General features: G+C 70.5%; 14 protein-coding genes and 1 pseudogene. 6 read left to right on the top strand and 9 right to left on the bottom strand.

The genetic code is table 11. From position 1 onward, the window contains the following. Window positions 1-196: 196 nt before the first annotated feature. Entirely contained in the window at window positions 197-1273 is a 1077-nt protein-coding gene (locus OG538_RS16245; protein WP_406094244.1) for a C40 family peptidase, read from the bottom strand. A gap of 239 nt (window positions 1274-1512) precedes the next feature. Beyond that, on the bottom strand, window positions 1513-2289 hold the full coding sequence (locus tag OG538_RS16240) for a class I SAM-dependent methyltransferase (protein ID WP_406094242.1): 777 nt from the start codon (window positions 2287-2289) through the stop codon (window positions 1513-1515). A gap of 206 nt (window positions 2290-2495) precedes the next feature. On the opposite strand from OG538_RS16240, the gene mshA reads away from it, so the two are divergent. The 3 genes from mshA to OG538_RS16225 all read left to right on the top strand — a co-directional run bounded on the left by mshA (window position 2496) and on the right by OG538_RS16225 (window position 6480). Continuing rightward, window positions 2496-3860 (top strand): D-inositol-3-phosphate glycosyltransferase, encoded by a 1365-nt coding sequence (gene mshA / locus OG538_RS16235; protein WP_406094240.1) that lies wholly within the window; start codon window positions 2496-2498, stop codon window positions 3858-3860. 181 nt (window positions 3861-4041) lie between these two features. Continuing rightward, window positions 4042-4569, top strand: a complete 528-nt coding sequence (locus OG538_RS16230) for a YbjN domain-containing protein (protein ID WP_406094238.1) — start codon at window positions 4042-4044, stop codon at window positions 4567-4569. 204 nt (window positions 4570-4773) lie between these two features. Further along, window positions 4774-6480, top strand: a complete 1707-nt coding sequence (locus OG538_RS16225; RefSeq protein WP_406100173.1) for a glycosyl hydrolase family 28-related protein — start codon at window positions 4774-4776, stop codon at window positions 6478-6480. Between the two features lie 17 nt (window positions 6481-6497). Here the strand turns inward: OG538_RS16225 and OG538_RS16220 are convergent, their stop codons facing one another. After that, a complete protein-coding gene (locus OG538_RS16220; RefSeq protein WP_406094236.1) occupies window positions 6498-7511 on the bottom strand; it encodes a phosphotransferase family protein in 1014 nt (337 codons plus the stop codon). A gap of 245 nt (window positions 7512-7756) precedes the next feature. Here OG538_RS16220 and OG538_RS16215 point away from each other — a divergent pair, with 245 nt between their 5' ends. Continuing rightward, on the top strand, window positions 7757-8548 hold the full coding sequence (locus OG538_RS16215; protein WP_406094234.1) for a hypothetical protein: 792 nt from the start codon (window positions 7757-7759) through the stop codon (window positions 8546-8548). A 7-nt stretch (window positions 8549-8555) separates the two neighbouring features. Here OG538_RS16215 and OG538_RS16210 read toward each other — a convergent pair whose 3' ends face one another. Both OG538_RS16210 and OG538_RS16205 read right to left on the bottom strand, forming a co-directional pair. Then, window positions 8556-8798 (bottom strand): hypothetical protein, encoded by a 243-nt coding sequence (locus OG538_RS16210; protein WP_406094232.1) that lies wholly within the window; start codon window positions 8796-8798, stop codon window positions 8556-8558. After that, window positions 8795-9043, bottom strand: a complete 249-nt coding sequence (locus OG538_RS16205; protein WP_406094230.1) for a hypothetical protein — start codon at window positions 9041-9043, stop codon at window positions 8795-8797. Before OG538_RS16205 ends, OG538_RS16210 begins: the two co-directional genes overlap by 4 nt. Window positions 9044-9607: 564 nt before the next feature. On the opposite strand from OG538_RS16205, the gene OG538_RS16200 reads away from it, so the two are divergent. Then, window positions 9608-11290 (top strand): ISAzo13 family transposase, encoded by a 1683-nt coding sequence (locus OG538_RS16200; protein ID WP_406091731.1) that lies wholly within the window; start codon window positions 9608-9610, stop codon window positions 11288-11290. A gap of 2 nt (window positions 11291-11292) precedes the next feature. On the opposite strand, the pseudogene OG538_RS16195 reads toward OG538_RS16200, so the two are convergent. Both OG538_RS16195 and OG538_RS16190 read right to left on the bottom strand, forming a co-directional pair. After that, window positions 11293-11736, bottom strand: a pseudogene (locus tag OG538_RS16195) (histone deacetylase); the annotation flags it as partial. A gap of 127 nt (window positions 11737-11863) precedes the next feature. Continuing rightward, a complete protein-coding gene (locus OG538_RS16190; protein ID WP_406094228.1) occupies window positions 11864-12625 on the bottom strand; it encodes a phosphoglyceromutase in 762 nt (253 codons plus the stop codon). A 194-nt stretch (window positions 12626-12819) separates the two neighbouring features. Between OG538_RS16190 and OG538_RS16185 the strand changes: the two genes are divergently transcribed. Continuing rightward, window positions 12820-14130, top strand: a complete 1311-nt coding sequence (locus OG538_RS16185; RefSeq protein ID WP_406094226.1) for an MDR family MFS transporter — start codon at window positions 12820-12822, stop codon at window positions 14128-14130. Between the two features lie 74 nt (window positions 14131-14204). On the opposite strand, the gene OG538_RS16180 is transcribed toward OG538_RS16185, so the two are convergent. After that, window positions 14205-14354 (bottom strand): hypothetical protein, encoded by a 150-nt coding sequence (locus tag OG538_RS16180; protein WP_406094224.1) that lies wholly within the window; start codon window positions 14352-14354, stop codon window positions 14205-14207. 158 nt (window positions 14355-14512) lie between these two features. Continuing rightward, on the bottom strand, window positions 14513-15190 hold the full coding sequence (phoU, locus tag OG538_RS16175) for a phosphate signaling complex protein PhoU (RefSeq protein WP_406094222.1): 678 nt from the start codon (window positions 15188-15190) through the stop codon (window positions 14513-14515). Between the last annotated feature and the right edge of the window lie 177 nt (window positions 15191-15367).

The raw sequence follows: 15367 nt of genomic DNA, 5'->3' as shown, positions 1-15367 counted from the left end.
GACGATAGCGGTACGGGATACGGGAACGGAATGGCGCACCGCACACGGCCTCCGGCATATGCACCGCCATAAGCCGCGTCAGGTCACGGATCAGGCGCCATGGGCCGCCCCGGGGCGCCCGGGGCGGCATGACAAAGGTCACGCCGGGCGCCCCGGGCGAAGTGGCCCCGCTCACGCCGGTGATGTGGCACGGGTGTCAGTGGTCCGGGCGGACCACTCCGAGGATCTGCATGGATCCCGCCCCGGCGAGCGTGACGTTGCGGCCGGGGCGCGGAGCGTGCACGATCGCGCCGTCGCCGATGTACATCCCGACGTGGCTGGCGTCGCCGTGGTAGATGATCAGGTCGCCGGGGCGCATGTCCTTGATCGCGATGTGCGGCAGCTGCCTCCACTGCTCCTGCGAGGTGCGCGGGATCGGCCGTCCGGCCGAGGCCCAGGCGCGGGAGGTCAGCCCGGAGCAGTCGTACGACTTGGGGCCCACGGCCCCCCACACGTACGGCAGCCCTATCTGGGCGGTCGCGAAGGCCACCGCCTTCTTGCCGGTCGCGCTCGCCTCGCGGTTGATCTCCTTCAGTGCGCCGGAGCTCAGCCAGGCGGTCTGCGACTTGTACTCCGCCTCCTGCTCCAGCTGGAGGAGGCGGGCGCGCTCCTCCTCCTCCAGCTGGGACTCCAGCTCCTTCGCCGCCGCGATCTGCGCGTTGATCTTCTTCTTCGCCTTGGCCTGCTTGACGCGATTGGCTTCGAGCTTCGTCCAGTTGGTGCTCGCGTCCTGCGTGTACGTCTCCAAGTCCTCCTGGGTCCTGTTCAGCTCCCCCAGCAGCCCCTTGGCGGCCTTCTGGCCCTGGCGGGCCCGGCTGACCCCGTCCAGGAAGAGCTGCGGGTCACCGCTGAGCATGAGCCGGGCGCCCGGCGGCAGTCCGGCGTTGCGGTACTCGTCGCGGGCCTGGGCTCCCGCCCGGTCCTTCAGCTCGGCGATCTTCGCCTGGCCCTCGACTATGGCCTGAGCCAGTTTGACGATCTCACCCGACTGCTTCTTGGCCTTCTCCTCGGCGAGGTTGTACGCGTCCGTGGCCGAACCGGCGGCCCGGTAGAGACCCTCGATCTCCTGGCGGACCTCTTCGAGGCTCTTCTTCCCCGTCTGCCCCGTCCCCTCCGACGGGGCAGGGGTGGGTGTGGGGGGTGCGGGTGTCGCGAACGCCTGGACCGGCGTGGCCAGTACGGCCATCGCGCAGACCAGAGTGATCGCGGCAGTGGCGCAGTGGCGTCGGTACACGAAGCTCCCCCTCCGAGCGGATCCCACGGATCTGATTTACCGTCAGTAACTTACCGTGCCGACGAGATCGTGCCATGCCCTACCGAAAAGCAACAGAGGCAGACACATCCCCGCAGGCGGTGGGACCCCCGCCCCTCCCGGACCGGTGTTCCCCCTCCGGCCCCCTTGTTCTGGGACGAACGATGCCGTGCCGTCGTTCCCGGCGCCGGTGGAGTTCACCTTGTTTCCCGCGTCCGGGACTACTGCTCGGGCCGCAGCGCCGACCACTTCACCGTCACTTCGCCCTGACGCCACCGTCGCGCGCCGTCCGTCAGCGGCCACTCGCCCGACAGCGCCCGCACGGCCGTGATCCAGCGCTGCCGGGCACCCAGAGAGGCGTACGGCGCGGCTGCCGCCCAGGCCCGGTCGAAGTCGCGCAGGAACGCGTGGACGGGCTCGCCCGGAACGTTGCGGTGGATGAGCGCCTTGGGCAGCCGCTCCGCGAGGTCGGACGGCCGGCCGAGCGAACCGAGCCGGGTCGCGAAGGTCACCGTGCGTGGCCCCTCGGGGCCCAGCGCCACCCACACGTGGCGCCGCCCGATCTCGTCACAGGTGCCCTCCACCAGCAGCCCGCCCGGCGCGAGCCGGTCGCACAGCCGCTGCCAGACGGCGGTGACCTCGCCCTCGTCGTACTGGCGCAGCACGTTCGCCGCCCTGATCAGGGAGGGCCGCCCGGCCAGCGGGATCTCGAAGCCGCCGTGCCGGAAGGTGAGGCCCTCACGCTCGTACGGCCGCGCCGCCTCGACGCGCTCCGGGGAGATCTCGACGCCGACCACGCAGGTGCGCGGTTCGACCGTGCGCAGGCGCTCCAGCAGCTCCACGGCGGTCCAGGGGGCGGCACCGTATCCGAGGTCGACCGCCACGGGGGCGTCGGCGCGGCGCAGGACGGGGCCGTGCGTGGCGGCGATCCAGCGGTCCATACGGCGCAGCCGGTTCGGGTTGGTGGTCCCGCGGGTCGCGGTTCCGATCGGGCGCATGACACAGAGCGTAACGACCTGGGCGGGGGCGCGGACCCGGCGGCCGTCTCGCCGACGCGCAGGATCCGCCCCGTAATGATTTGGCAAAACGGAAATGAAAGGGCGAGTTCCGCTGTTCCAGCCCTTCGAAGGGACCGCGCGCCCCTTCGGTGCCATGCCGTGAACGAAGTCGGTACCAGTGCCCTGAGCGAGGAGGACCGGACGACGTGAGCCAGTACGTCTCCCGGCTCGGCAGCAGCCGGGTCGCACCGCGTCTCAGGTTCCCCGCAGGCTTCACCGGCTCCTTCCCCGGCGGCCACCGCAGGCCGCGCCGGATCGCGATGCTCTCCGTGCACACCTCCCCGCTGCACCAGCCGGGAACGGGCGACGCGGGCGGCATGAACGTCTACATCGTGGAGCTCGCCAAGCGCCTGGCCGCGATCAACATCGAGGTCGAGATCTTCACCCGCTCCACCACCGGCGCACTGCCGCCGGCCGTCGAACTGTCGCCCGGCGTCCTGGTCCGGCACGTCGACGCGGGGCCGTACGAGGGCCTGGCCAAGGAGGAGCTGCCCGCCCAGCTCTGCGCCTTCACGCACGGCGTGATGCAGGCGTGGGCCGGCCAGCGACCCGGCTACTACGACCTGGTCCACTCCCACTACTGGCTCTCCGGCCACGTCGGCTGGCTCGCGGCTCAGCGCTGGGGCGTCCCGCTCGTCCATGCCATGCACACCATGGCCAAGGTCAAGAACGCGGCACTCGCCGAGGGCGACACCCCCGAACCCGCCGCCCGCGTCATCGGTGAGACCCAGATCGTCAGCGCCGCCGACCGGCTGATCGCGAACACGGCCGAGGAAGCGGCCGAGCTCGTCCGCTACTACGAGGCGGAGCCGGGCGCCGTCGCGGTCGTCCATCCCGGCGTCAACCTGGACCGCTTCCGCCCGGCCGACGGCCGCGCCGCGGCCCGCGCGCGCCTCGGACTGCCGCAGGACGCGCTGATCCCTCTCTTCGCGGGCCGCATCCAGCCGCTGAAGGCCCCGGACGTGCTGCTGCGCGCGGTCGCCGTGCTGCTGGACCGGGACCCCTCGCTGCGGTCCCGGATCGTCGTGCCGGTCGTCGGCGGACCCAGCGGCAGCGGGCTGGCCAAGCCCGAGGGGCTGCAGAAGCTGGCGGCCCGCCTGGGCATCGCGGACGTCGTGCGCTTCCACCCTCCGGTCGGTCAGGACCAGCTCGCCGACTGGTTCCGGGCCGCGTCCGTGCTGGTCATGCCCTCGTACAGCGAGTCGTTCGGCCTGGTCGCCATAGAGGCGCAGGCGGCAGGCACCCCGGTCGTCGCGGCGGCCGTGGGCGGTCTGCCGGTGGCGGTACGGGACGAGGTCAGCGGCTTCCTGATCCCCGGGCACGACCCGGAGGCGTACGCCCACGCGCTCCAGCGCTTCGCGAGGGCGCCGGAGCTGGTCGACCGGATGGGCGGCGAGGCCGCCGCGCACGCGCAGCGCTTCGGCTGGGACACCGCGGCGGCGGCGACCGCCGACGTGTACACCGGGGCGATGCAGGATCACCGGCGCCGGGTGCGCACGCACCACGGGTGAGAACACCCGGGTGCGCCCGCGGGGGAGGGCGCCGGGTGTGCCGGTGTCGCGGGTGGGAGCACCGAATGTGTCCGCGGGCGGGAGCGCCGGGTGGGCCCGTGTCGCGGGTGAGAGCTTGCGCACGCTTCGCGGGTGGGGCTGCCGTACGCACTCCGCTGCCGGACGGGCGTACGCTCGCTGCATGGCTGACGTACCCGAGGTAGCGGCGACGCCGCAGGTCACACAGGTCGCACAGGTCATCGAGGCGACGCTGAAGGATGCCGGGCTCGACTGGGAGAGTCCAGCGCCGGGCAGTTACGTCGTCCAGCTGCCCGGGACCCGCAAGCTCGCCACCACCTGCTCGCTCATCGTCGGCGCGCACTCGCTGTCCCTCAACGCCTTCGTCATCCGCCACCCCGACGAGAACGACGCAGCGGTGCACCGCTGGCTGCTGGAGCACAACCTGCGTCTCTTCGGGGTGAGTTACGCCATCGACTCGCTCGGGGACATCTACCTCGTCGGCAGGCTGCCGCTCTCGGTGGTGACGCCGGAGGAGCTGGACCGGCTGCTCGGTGTGGTTCTGGAGGCTGCCGACGGCGCCTTCAATCCCCTGCTCGAACTCGGTTTCGCGAGCGCGATCCGCAAGGAGTACGCGTGGCGGGTGGCGCGCGGTGAGTCCACGCGCAACCTCGAAGCGTTCATGCACCTGACCCAGCGTCCCGCCAACTGACAGGCGCCGCCTGAGGGTTCCCCGCCCGTTCCTGTCGGCTATTTCCCCGTGCACGGCTCTTTCGCCGGGCACGGGGCTCGTGGCATGCTCACCGCCGACGCAGATATGAACATCGTTCACATCCGTGAAAATCATGGAAGGCGGATCGAGCTCATGGCGACCAAGGCGACTCAGGCGGCGCAAGTGACGCAACCGACCCGGCCGATGCGGGCGGCCCACGGGGGCGTCAGCAGGCGTGGACTGCTGGGCAGCGCGGTGGCCGTCGCCGCAGCCGCGGTCACCGGAGCGCTCGGCGACGGAACGGCCCTGGCCGCGACCGCCTCCGCGTCCAGCACCGGGCCGCAGCCCACCCCGCTCTGGCGGGAGTTCGCGGCACAGCCCTTCGCGCACCCGCAGATCCCGTTCATCGGCCGGGCCGGCTACCGAGGCGGCTCCGACCTCCCCCGCCCCCGCCACGGCTTCACCGCCAACGTCCTGCACTACGGCGCCGCGCCGGACAACTCCGCCGACGCCGCCCCCGCGATCAACCGTGCCATCGCCGCTGCCGGAGAGCGTGGCGGTGGCACGGTACTCATCCCCGAAGGCACGTACCGCATCGACGACATCATCCGCATCGGCCACAGCAACGTCGTGGTGCGAGGCGCGGGCAGCGGCCGCACCACCCTGTACGCGACGAAGAACCTCACCGAGATCATCGGCGCGTACGGCAGCCGCTACGGCGGCGACAAGTCCAGCTGGTCCTGGGCGGGCGGCCTCATCTGGCTCTGCCCCAAGGCCCGTTGGGCGTCACTCACCGACGCCGTCAAGGCGAAGGCCTGGCCCTTCGAGGGCTGGACCGGCAACAGGCGGGACGAGTGGCAGACCCTGACCACGGTCGCCCCCGCCCGTCTCGGTGACCGTACGATCACCGTCGACGACGCCCGGAGGCTGAAGCGCGGCACCCTCGTCCTGCTCCGCCTCGCCGACGACTCCGCGCACACCCTCCTGGAGCACATGGCGGGTGGCGGCGCCGGCCCGGAGGCGTACTACTGGGACGACAAGACCAAGCTGACCTCGTACGTCCCCTACGAGTGGCCGGTCCGCATCACCGCCGTGCACGGCCGCAGGGTCACCCTGGAGCGGCCCCTCCCGCTCGACGTCCGCCCCGAGTGGGACCCGCGCCTCACCACCCTCGCCACCCCGCTCACCGGATCGGGCGTCGAGGGGCTGACCCTCGAAGCCATCGAGACCCCGCAGTCGCCGCACCTGCTCGACAAGGGCTACAACGGCGTCGCGTTCCAGTGCGCGTACGACTGCTGGGCCGACGACATCACCGTCCGCCACGTCGACAACGGCTTCGGCCTCGTCGGCGCGTCCGCCTGCACCCTGCGTCGCACGAGGGTCGCGGGGCGCGGCTCGCACCACCCCTACTACTGCCGTGAGGGCAGCCACGACAACCTGATCGAGGACTTCACCATCGAGCAGCGCACCGTGCCGGCGCCTTCCGGAACCCAGTTGCACGGCATCAACGTCGAGGGCCTTTCCAGTCACAACGTCTGGTCGCGCGGCGTGATGGAGATGGGCACGTTCGACTCGCACCGCGGGATGCCGTTCGCCAACGTCCGCACCGACATCACCGTGAACAACAACGGGCGCCATGGCGGCGACGCGAGCGCGGGGCCGCTGTTCGGTGCCCGCTTCACGCACTGGAACATCCGCGTCACCAACGGCAGGGCCGGCCTGATGCGGATCGACGGCCTCGCCCCGTACAGCGCGACCGTGGGGGTGAGTGAGGTGACGGAGTTCGACCAGATCGACGTCCCCGACTTCATCGGCGACCTGCACACCCGCCTGGAGGCGTACGGATCACCGGAGTCCGTCCGCCCGCGCAACCTCCACGACGCCCAACGGGCCCTGACGGAACGGCTCTAGAGGGGGCGGCGCTGCGGTCACCGCCGGGCCCGCAGTGCCGGCTCCATGGCGTCGAGTGCCGCTTCGAGACGCGGCGCCACCTCGGTCCACGTCCACTCCAGCTGCTCCCCCGACGCCTTACGGGGCACGGTCTCCACCAGCATGATCAGGTAGAGATACGCGCGGTACAGCGCGAGCCGCAACCGCAGCGAGCCGTCGAACTCGACCGGTCCGCCCGGCGCCGACTCTCCGTACCCGGCGAGGAAGTCCACGTCCTGTTCCATGTCCCCGAACAGGGCGAGCGACACGAAGTCGGCGACCGGGTCGCCCCAGAACATCCGCTCCCCGTCGATGACCCCGCCGATCCGCCGCGCCCCCGAAGCCCCGGCGACCAGGATGTTTCCCTGCCAGAGGTCGAAGTGGACCAGAGCCGGCCGTGTCACGTCATCCAGTACGTACGAAGCCGCGTCGAGCCGACGACGGATGTCCCCGGCCGTACGCGGCAGCCGCGCCCCGTACGTCTGCGCATCCTCCAGCACCGCGTCGGTCATCGCCGTGAACGCGCCGCGCCACGTGGGCGCCGGCGGCCCGAGCGCCGCGGACGGGTAGCCGAAACCCCCCGGCCCGGTGACGGTGTGCAGCCGGCCGACTGTCCGCCCGAGCTCCGCACGCAGCCGCCGCACCTCGTCGTCGGCCAGGGCGTGGGCGATCTCGTGCCAGGGCTGCCCGGGGCGCTCCGTCATGATCACGTACGCGCCCCCGGGGGCGGCCGGGTCGAGGCCGCTGTGCACGAGGCCCGGGACGGCGGTCTGCGTGGCGAGTCCGGCCGCCGCGGTGTAGAACGTGACCTCGTTGACCAGCAGATCGCGCTCGTAGCGGAGACAACTCCCGCCCGGGGGAGGAGTTTTCACCACCCAGTGGCGGCCGTCGGTGAGGCGGACGCGGGTCACGGCGTTGTACGTGCCTCCGGTGAGCGGGTCGCACGAGGCGATCAGCTCCGGCGGCACGCCCACGGAACCGAGCAGAGCGGACAGGGCGGAATCGATCGGCATCAAAGAGCCCCCTTCGAGCGGTCACCCCGTGACGTGATGCTGCCATCCGTGGCACATGCCCAGCTCAGGGCTTTCACGCGGTGATCACGACGTCGTCACGATCACGGGCGATGCCCGCTTTGACGGATTGCCAAACCACAGCAAGCTCATAGAGTTGACGCACCCCCACAATCCTGACAGCCGCGCCGAACCCGGCGTCGGCCGCTTTCGTGCGGGCGAATCACCTTGAGACAGAAAGACGGGCCATGCGACCCATTGCCATACGCCGTACCGCTGTTGCCGCCACCGTGATGTCCCTGGCCCTGCTCACCGCGGCCTGCGGTTCCGACGCGGCGGTCAAGGACAACGGCAAGGCGGGCGACTCCGCTTCCGCCAAGCCGGCGGACAAGGGGGCGGACGCCTCCGCCAAGGCGCTCGGCGCGGCCGAGCTGGAGAAGGTCTCGCTGGCCCAGGGCGACGTCAAGGGTCACAAGATAGCCAAGGCCGGTCCGGCCGACGCCATCGCGGCCGAGGACGTCACCGCCGACAAGGCCGCCTGTGACGTCTTCGCCGACGTCCTGATGGGTGCCAAGGCCGGCAAGCCCGCGGCGTCCACGCAGCGCAAGGTCGTCAGCGAGCCCAAGAAGGGCGGCGACAAGGAGAGCGACGACCCTGCTGAGGCGTTCAAGGCCGCGTTCGACATCACGACCACGCTCACCACGCTCGCCTCCTACGACGGCAGGGGTGCGCAGGAGACGCTGGCCGGTCTGCGGACCGCTGCGACCGAGTGTGCGTCCGGCTTCTCCCTCACCGCGGCCGGCTCGAAGCAGAAGATCGCCAAGATCGCCGAAGTACCGGTCAAGGGTGGCGAGGAAGCCGTCGCGTGGACCGTGACGGTCGAGGCGGACGGCGAGAAGAGCGCGATGAAGCTCATTCAGATCCGCCAGGGCACCACGCTCGCCTCGCTGACCTCGCTCAACCTGGGTGCGTCCGGCGCGGGCGGTGACTTCGACCTGCCGACCTCGGTCATCGACGCCCAGGCTGCCAAGCTGGCCTGAGTGCGGGTCAGGGGAGCGGGACGAGCCGCACCACGGTGACGGTCAGGACCGACCCGGAGACGTAATAGAGCACGATCGCCCCGGCGACCGTCGCCTCCCGGCGATCGTGCTCACTCTTGACGGCGGACGAGCCGTACCCGTACGGGTCGCGCCCCAGCGAGCGCGCCATCTCGGCCCGGAAGGTGTCGCCTTCCCGCATCTTGGCCAGGGTGTCGTCCGCGGGCGGCGCGTAGGAGATCCGGAAGCTCAAGCGACGCTCCGCCTCTCGGCCTCGTCCCGCGCCAGCCGGTCCAGGATCCGTTCGGCCTCCGGATCGGGTACGGCTTCGAGCATCCAGTGCCGCATCACGGACTGGATCTCGTGCACCCCGGCGTCGTTGATGGCGCGGTCGAACTCCTCGCGTCTCGTGTCGGGCAGGGCGTCGCGGATGGCCGGGATGCTGTTGGGCACCTCGACCTCGGCGCCGCCGACAAAGGTCTTCAGGGGCTCACTCATTGTTGCTCTCCCCGCTCTCCTTGCTCTCCGGTCACGTTAGCGGTTGCGGCCGTCGTGCGGTGCGTGGCGGGCGGCCCGGTTTCGCACCGGGCCGGGGACCGATTTCTTCGTCCCGGAGCAATGTGGGCAGGCGCGACGGCCCGGTTTCGCACCGGGCCGGGGACCGATTTCTTCGTCCCGGAGCAATGTGGGCAGGCGCGACGGCCCGGTCACCGGAAGGCCCCGACGGGAGCGCGAGTCCGCCGAGCCGCCTCAGCGACTCTCCAAGCCGCCTCGGCCACTCTCCAACAGGTCGCGGACCGCGCGCTCCGACCACCGGTCGCCTGCTCCACGTGCCGAGGCAACGTAAGCAGCGACGGCGCCCGCGTCCCAAGCGCCTGCTTCCAGCAACCCGGTCGCGAGAAGGCGCACATAGTCCCGGGAGGGGGCGACGGGGGCCACTTCGCTCGCGCTCCAAGGGGCGGTGAAGGTGAGGACGGGCAGTCCGTCCATCTGCCCCGCGCACACCAAGGGCTTGCCGGGAAACAAGTCGTGGCTTCCAGCTGTGGGGCTCGTTGGTCTGGTATGGGGAGACCGGAGGGGATCGAGGCCGTTCTGGCGGCGAAGTTCCAGGTGTTGTTGCCGCATCTGGACGAGCGTCAGCGTCGGCTGGCCATAGGGGCGGAAGCACTGTCGCTGGGGCATGGCGGCATCAGGATCGTCGCCGCTGCAGCCGGGGTCCGGGAGGCCACGGTCTCGCGTGGGGCGGCTGAACTGGACTCCGGGCAGGCCCCGTTGGGGCGGGTGCGCCATCCCGGCGGAGGGCGGAAGAAGGCGGCCGAGCTGGACTCTGGGCTGCGGCCGGCACTGCTGGCGCTGGTCGAGCCCGACGAGCGGGGCGACCCGATGTCGCCGCTGCGTTGGACGACGAAGTCGACCCGGAAACTGGCGGCAGAGCTCACCCGCCAGGGGCACCGGGTCTCCGCCGACACCGTCGCCGGCCTGCTGCGGGAGGAAGGCTTCAGCCTGCAGGCCAACGCCAAGACCATTGAAGGTGCCCAGCACCCCGACAGAGATGCCCAGTTCCGCTACCTCAACGAGCAGGCACGAGATCACAGGGACGCCGGTGACCCGGTGATCAGCGTGGACAGCAAGAAGAAGGAGCTGATCGGCGACTACAAGAACGCCGGGCACGAATGGCAGCCCGCAGGACAGCCCGTGAGGGTCAAGACGCACGACTTCCCCGGCCAGGCCGAGAAGGCAATTCCATACGGAATCTACGACATGACGGCGAACACCGGCTGGGTCAGCATCGGCACCGATCACGACACTGCGGCATTCGCCGTCGCCTCGATCCGCCGCTGGTGGCAGGCGGTCGGCCGGCACGACTACCCCGGCGCCCGCCGACTGCTGATCACCGCAGACGGTGGCGGCTCCAACGGCTACCGCACCCGGGGCTGGAAGACCCAGCTCGCCGATCTCGCCGCCGAGACCGGCCTTGAGATCACGGTGTGCCACCTGCCGCCCGGCACCTCGAAGTGGAACAAGATCGAGCACCGGCTGTTCTCCCACATCACCATGAACTGGCGAGGCAGGCCCCTGACCAGCCACGAAGTCATGCTCCAGACCATCGCCGCGACCACCAGCCGCACCGGCCTCACCGTCCAGGCCGAACTCGACAGCGGTGAGTACCCCACCGGCATCCGCGTCAGCGACGACGAGATCGCCGCCCTGCCCATCACCCGCCACCGCTTCCACGGCGACTGGAACTACACCCTCCACCCCCAGCGCCCGACGGACACGGCGACCACCACCAGCACACAGGACGAGGCCCTGGCGGACGGACCGGCCCGCCTCACGCAGCGTTCGCTACAGGACCCGGAACTGACCGGGATGACCCGCCGGCAGCTCAACGAACTCATCGACGTGCTGACTCCAGCGATGGAGATTCAACGCGAGCAAGTGCTCCGCACCCGCAGAGGCCACCAACGCCTGGTGGCCCCTGGCACAGGAGCCAAACCCAAGCTCACCCCAGCCGACCGAGTCCTGGCCACCGTGCTCCACCTGCGAAAACTCGCGACCATGGACCTCCTGGGCCAGCTCTTCAACACCACCGCCATGACCATCAGCCGCGCGGCGAAAGAAGTCCGCCCGCTCCTGGAAGCCCACGGAGTTCACATCCCTGCCTCGACCGCCCGCTTCCGCACGCCGACTGACATCGCGAGATTCCTCGACCTCGACAAAAACAAGATCAAACCGACGTGTTGATTCCCGGCAAGCCCCAACGTCTCGTAACGACCGGTCCCGAGGCGATCCACACCCTCCGCAAGGACCTCACTCAGATCCAGGTCCGCACCTGGGACCCTGTACATCTCCTGGGCAGCGATGTCCGCGAACTGTGATGCCGAGACGAGGTGCGCACGCGCATACAGTCGCCCTTCACCGTGCGGATCGTAGAAGGCCCGGCCGCCCCGCCAGACCGGCGACTCCGTGGCGAAGTACAGGGCGCCCTCGAGTTCCACAGGAACGGATCGGCTGGGCAGGCGACGGTCTCTACACCCCGGATGCACCGTGGCGGCCCCCGGCGGCCGACCGCCCTGGATGTAGCAGGCGAGCCGGTCCAGGTGCATGTTCGAGCCGTAGGAGGTGTACCAGACGCGCTCCGGCCCGGTCTCCTCCACACGTGTCGGATCGATCCGGTGCGCGGTGACCACGTGTTGCCTCGCTTCCGACTTCGCCTTCTCGTGCCTGTTCAGCCGCGACGTCACAGCGAATGACGTGTCACGTGACAATGCCCCCGGCCCGCGCAGTGTTCGCGGACCGGGGGCATGATCGATTCTTCTACTTCTTCTTGCCCTGGTTCTTCACGGCCTCGATGGCGGCCTTCGCCGCATCCGGGTCCAGGTAGGTACCGCCCGGCTTCAACGGCCGGAAGTCGGCGTCCAGTTCGTACGCGAGCGGGATGCCCGTCGGGATGTTCAGGCCCGCGATGTCGGCGTCCGAGACGCCGTCGAGGTGCTTGACCAGGGCCCGGAGGCTGTTGCCGTGCGCGGCGACCAGGACCGTGCGGCCGGCCAGCAGGTCCGGGACGATGCCGTCGTACCAGTACGGCAGCATGCGGACGACGACGTCCTTCAGGCACTCCGTGCGCGGGCGCAGCTCCGGCGGGATCGTCGCGTAGCGCGCGTCGTCGCTCTGCGAGAACTCGGTGCCGTCCTCGAGGGCGGGCGGCGGGGTGTCGTACGAGCGGCGCCAGAGCATGAACTGCTCCTCGCCGAACTCGGCGAGCGTCTGCGCCTTGTCCTTGCCCTGCAGGGCACCGTAGTGGCGCTCGTTCAGGCGCCACGAGCGGTGGACGGGGATCCAGTGGCGGTCCGCGGCCTCCAGCGAGAGCTGGGCGGTGCGGATGGCGCGCTTCTGGAGCGAGGTGTGCAGTACATCGGGGAGCAGGCCGGCGTCCTTGAGCAGCTCACCGCCGCGGACCGCCTCCTTCTCGCCCTTCTCGGTGAGGTTGACGTCCACCCATCCGGTGAACAGGTTCTTCGCGTTCCATTCGCTCTCGCCGTGGCGGAGGAGGATCAGCTTGTACGGTGCGTCGGCCATGGGTCCGAGCGTAATCGAACCCGTAAGGGCCGCGCGCGCCCGGCCACAGGGCGGACAGGGCGGGGGCGGGGCGGCTCCGATTGACGGGTGGCGTCAATTGAGTGGCAAGCCCGAATCCAGGATTTGTAATGTTCGGACCGGTGGCGGACCGCTTACCGCCGCATCCGATTCCGTACGCCCCGGGGGGAACCCGCATGTCTGTCGCCGGTCTCAGACGGGCCACCCGTGAAACGGTCGCCGGCCTCCCCAGGGAGTTCTGGTGGCTGTGGACCAGCACCCTGGTCAACCGCCTCGGGGCGTTCGTCGCCACCTTCATGGCTCTGTACCTGACGCTGGACCGGGGCTACTCCGCCTCGTACGCCGGTCTGGTCGCGACCCTGCACGGTCTCGGCGGGGTCGTCTCCTCGCTCGGGGCGGGGGTGATGACGGACCGTTTCGGCCGGCGCCCCACGATGCTCGTCGCGCAGCTCTCGACCGCGGTCTCGGTGGCGGTGCTCGGTTTCATGGTTCATCCGGTGGCGATCGCCTCGGTCGCCTTCGTCGTCGGTATGGCCAGCAACGCCTCCCGGCCCGCCGTCCAGGCGATGATCGCCGACATCGTCCCGGCGAAGGACCGGGTGCGGGCCTTCTCGCTCAACTACTGGGCGATCAACCTCGGGTTCGCGGTCTCGTCCGCAGGGGCCGGGTTCGTCGCCGAGTACAGCTATCTCGCGGGCTTCGTCGGCGAGGCGGTGATGACCCTGTTCTGCGCCGTCGTCGTCTTCATGAAGGTGCCGGAGTCCCGGCCGCAGAAGGCCATGTCCACGTCCACGGTGCCGAATGCCGCCGCGGCCGACGACGTACGGCTCGGCACGGTGTTGCGCGACGGCCGCTTCATGGGCGTCGTCGGACTGTCCTTCGTGATCGCCCTGATCTTCCAGCAGGGGTACGTGGGGCTGCCGGTGGCCATGGGGGCCGATGGGTTCAGCAGCTCCGACTTCGGTACGGCGGTCGCCGTCAACGGCGTCCTCATCGTGGTGCTGCAGATCCCGGTCACCCGGTTCATCCAGAGCCGCGACCCGCGCAGGCTGCTCATCGTGTCGTCGCTGCTCGCCGGGTACGGATTCGGGCTGACGGCCTTCGCCGGCTCGGTCGCGGTCTACGCGTTGACCATCTGCGTCTGGACCGTCGCCGAGATCGTCAACGCGCCCGTGCAGAACGGGCTGGTCGTCCAGCTCTCACCGGCCCACGGGCGGGGCCGCTACCAGGGCATGTACACCCTGTCGTGGTCCGCGGCGGCACTCGTCGCCCCGCTGATGTCCGGTGTGGTGATCGACCACTTCGGGGCCGGGTGGCTGTGGGGGACGTGCGCGGTTCTGGGCACCGCGGCGGCCTTCGGGTACTGGCTGCTGATGCGGAGCGTGCCGCAGGACGGCGCGACATCGACCCCCGCGGTCCCGGCGAACCACCCGGCCGGAGCCGACGGGGGCGCCGGGCCCGCGCCCGCCGTGGAGCGGACGGCCTGACCGACGGCCGGGGCGGGGGGTGCCCCGCGCGGAACCGTCCGCGCGGGGCGCCCTCCGTCGCTGCGCGTGCCCCGTCAGCCGGAGCAGCCGCCGCACTGGCACGGCGCGCCGGACTGGCAGCCGCACCCGCAGCCCGAGCCGCAGCCGCAGGCGCCGAGGGCGCCCCGGTGCGCCGCGTCGGCGGGTGTCTCCTGCTGGGGTTCGGTCGTGGGGGAATCGGCCATGGTTCCTCCTCAAGGTGTACGACGGGCCGCACACCCGCACGGGGCCCACGGCCGGGGCGTACGGACAAGTCGTGGCGCCCCACCCCATTGCATGCCCACCCGGGCGGGCGCATCAACGGCGCACACGCGCAGGAACGCGTGTGCGGATCCGTGGGCCGTTACGCGCCCTCGACCGGCGTCGGCTGCTGGAGCTCGTCCGCGTGCTCGCCCGTCACGAGGTAGACGACGCGCTTGGCCACCGAGACGGCGTGGTCCGCGAACCGCTCGTAGTAGCGGCCGAGCAGCGTCACGTCGACGGCCGTCTCGATGCCGTGCTTCCAGCGGTCGTCCATCAGGTGCTGGAACAGCGTGCGGTGCAGCAGGTCCATCTCGTCGTCGTCCTGCTCCAACTGGAGCGCCAGATCGACGTCCTTGGTGATGATCACCTCGGCGGCCTTGGCCATCAGACGCTGCGCGAGCTGGCCCATCTCCAGGATGGTGGCGTGCAGGTCGTGCGGGACCGCCGACTGCGGGAAGCGCAGCCGGGTCAGCTTGGCCACGTGCTGGGCGAGGTCGCCCGAGCGCTCCAGGTCCGCGCTCATCCGCAGCGAGGTGACCACGATCCGCAGATCGGTCGCCACCGGCTGCTGGCGGGCCAGCAGCGCGATGGCCCTGGCCTCCAGGTCGTGCTGGAGGTCGTCGACCTTCTGGTCCGCGGCGATCACGGACTCCGCGAGCTTGAGATCGGCGTCGAGCATGGACGTCGTCGCCCGGCCGATCGCCGATCCGACGAGCCGGGCCATCTCGACCAGCCCCTCGCCGATCGAGTCGAGTTCCTCGTGGTACGCGTCACGCATGGGAAGTCCCTCTCCAGTCCTGAACCGAGTCCGGGGCCGCTCTGAACCCCACATTGCCACCGTGATGGGCGTACGCGTCGGGTTCCGACCGACCAAGTGAACCGGTGCTTGCTCCTCGGTGAACTCTGGGCGACGAGTGTTCGGACAGGCACTCGGACGGCTGGGAGAGTGTCCGCC

This window comes from Streptomyces sp. NBC_01013, assembly GCF_045162765.1.
GTDB lineage: Bacteria > Actinomycetota > Actinomycetes > Streptomycetales > Streptomycetaceae > Streptomyces.
Note: the sequence above shows the minus strand (reverse complement) of the source record. Positions and strands in the feature narration are given on the sequence as shown.

What these genes read in the sequence shown, in the direction of transcription:
- OG538_RS16185 (WP_406094226.1), top strand. Translation starts at nt 12,820, where the DNA reads ATGTCTGTCGCCGGTCTCAGACGGGCCACCCGTGAAACGGTCGCCGGC.
- OG538_RS16215 (WP_406094234.1), top strand. Translation starts at nt 7,757, where the DNA reads ATGCGACCCATTGCCATACGCCGTACCGCTGTTGCCGCCACCGTGATG.
- OG538_RS16190 (WP_406094228.1), bottom strand. Translation starts at nt 12,625, where the DNA reads ATGGCCGACGCACCGTACAAGCTGATCCTCCTCCGCCACGGCGAGAGC.
- OG538_RS16230 (WP_406094238.1), top strand. Translation starts at nt 4,042, where the DNA reads ATGGCTGACGTACCCGAGGTAGCGGCGACGCCGCAGGTCACACAGGTC.
- phoU (WP_406094222.1), bottom strand. Translation starts at nt 15,190, where the DNA reads ATGCGTGACGCGTACCACGAGGAACTCGACTCGATCGGCGAGGGGCTG.
- OG538_RS16205 (WP_406094230.1), bottom strand. Translation starts at nt 9,043, where the DNA reads ATGAGTGAGCCCCTGAAGACCTTTGTCGGCGGCGCCGAGGTCGAGGTG.
- OG538_RS16240 (WP_406094242.1), bottom strand. Translation starts at nt 2,289, where the DNA reads ATGCGCCCGATCGGAACCGCGACCCGCGGGACCACCAACCCGAACCGG.
- OG538_RS16225 (WP_406100173.1), top strand. Translation starts at nt 4,774, where the DNA reads ATGCGGGCGGCCCACGGGGGCGTCAGCAGGCGTGGACTGCTGGGCAGC.
- OG538_RS16220 (WP_406094236.1), bottom strand. Translation starts at nt 7,511, where the DNA reads ATGCCGATCGATTCCGCCCTGTCCGCTCTGCTCGGTTCCGTGGGCGTG.
- OG538_RS16200 (WP_406091731.1), top strand. Translation starts at nt 9,608, where the DNA reads ATGGGGAGACCGGAGGGGATCGAGGCCGTTCTGGCGGCGAAGTTCCAG.
- OG538_RS16180 (WP_406094224.1), bottom strand. Translation starts at nt 14,354, where the DNA reads ATGGCCGATTCCCCCACGACCGAACCCCAGCAGGAGACACCCGCCGAC.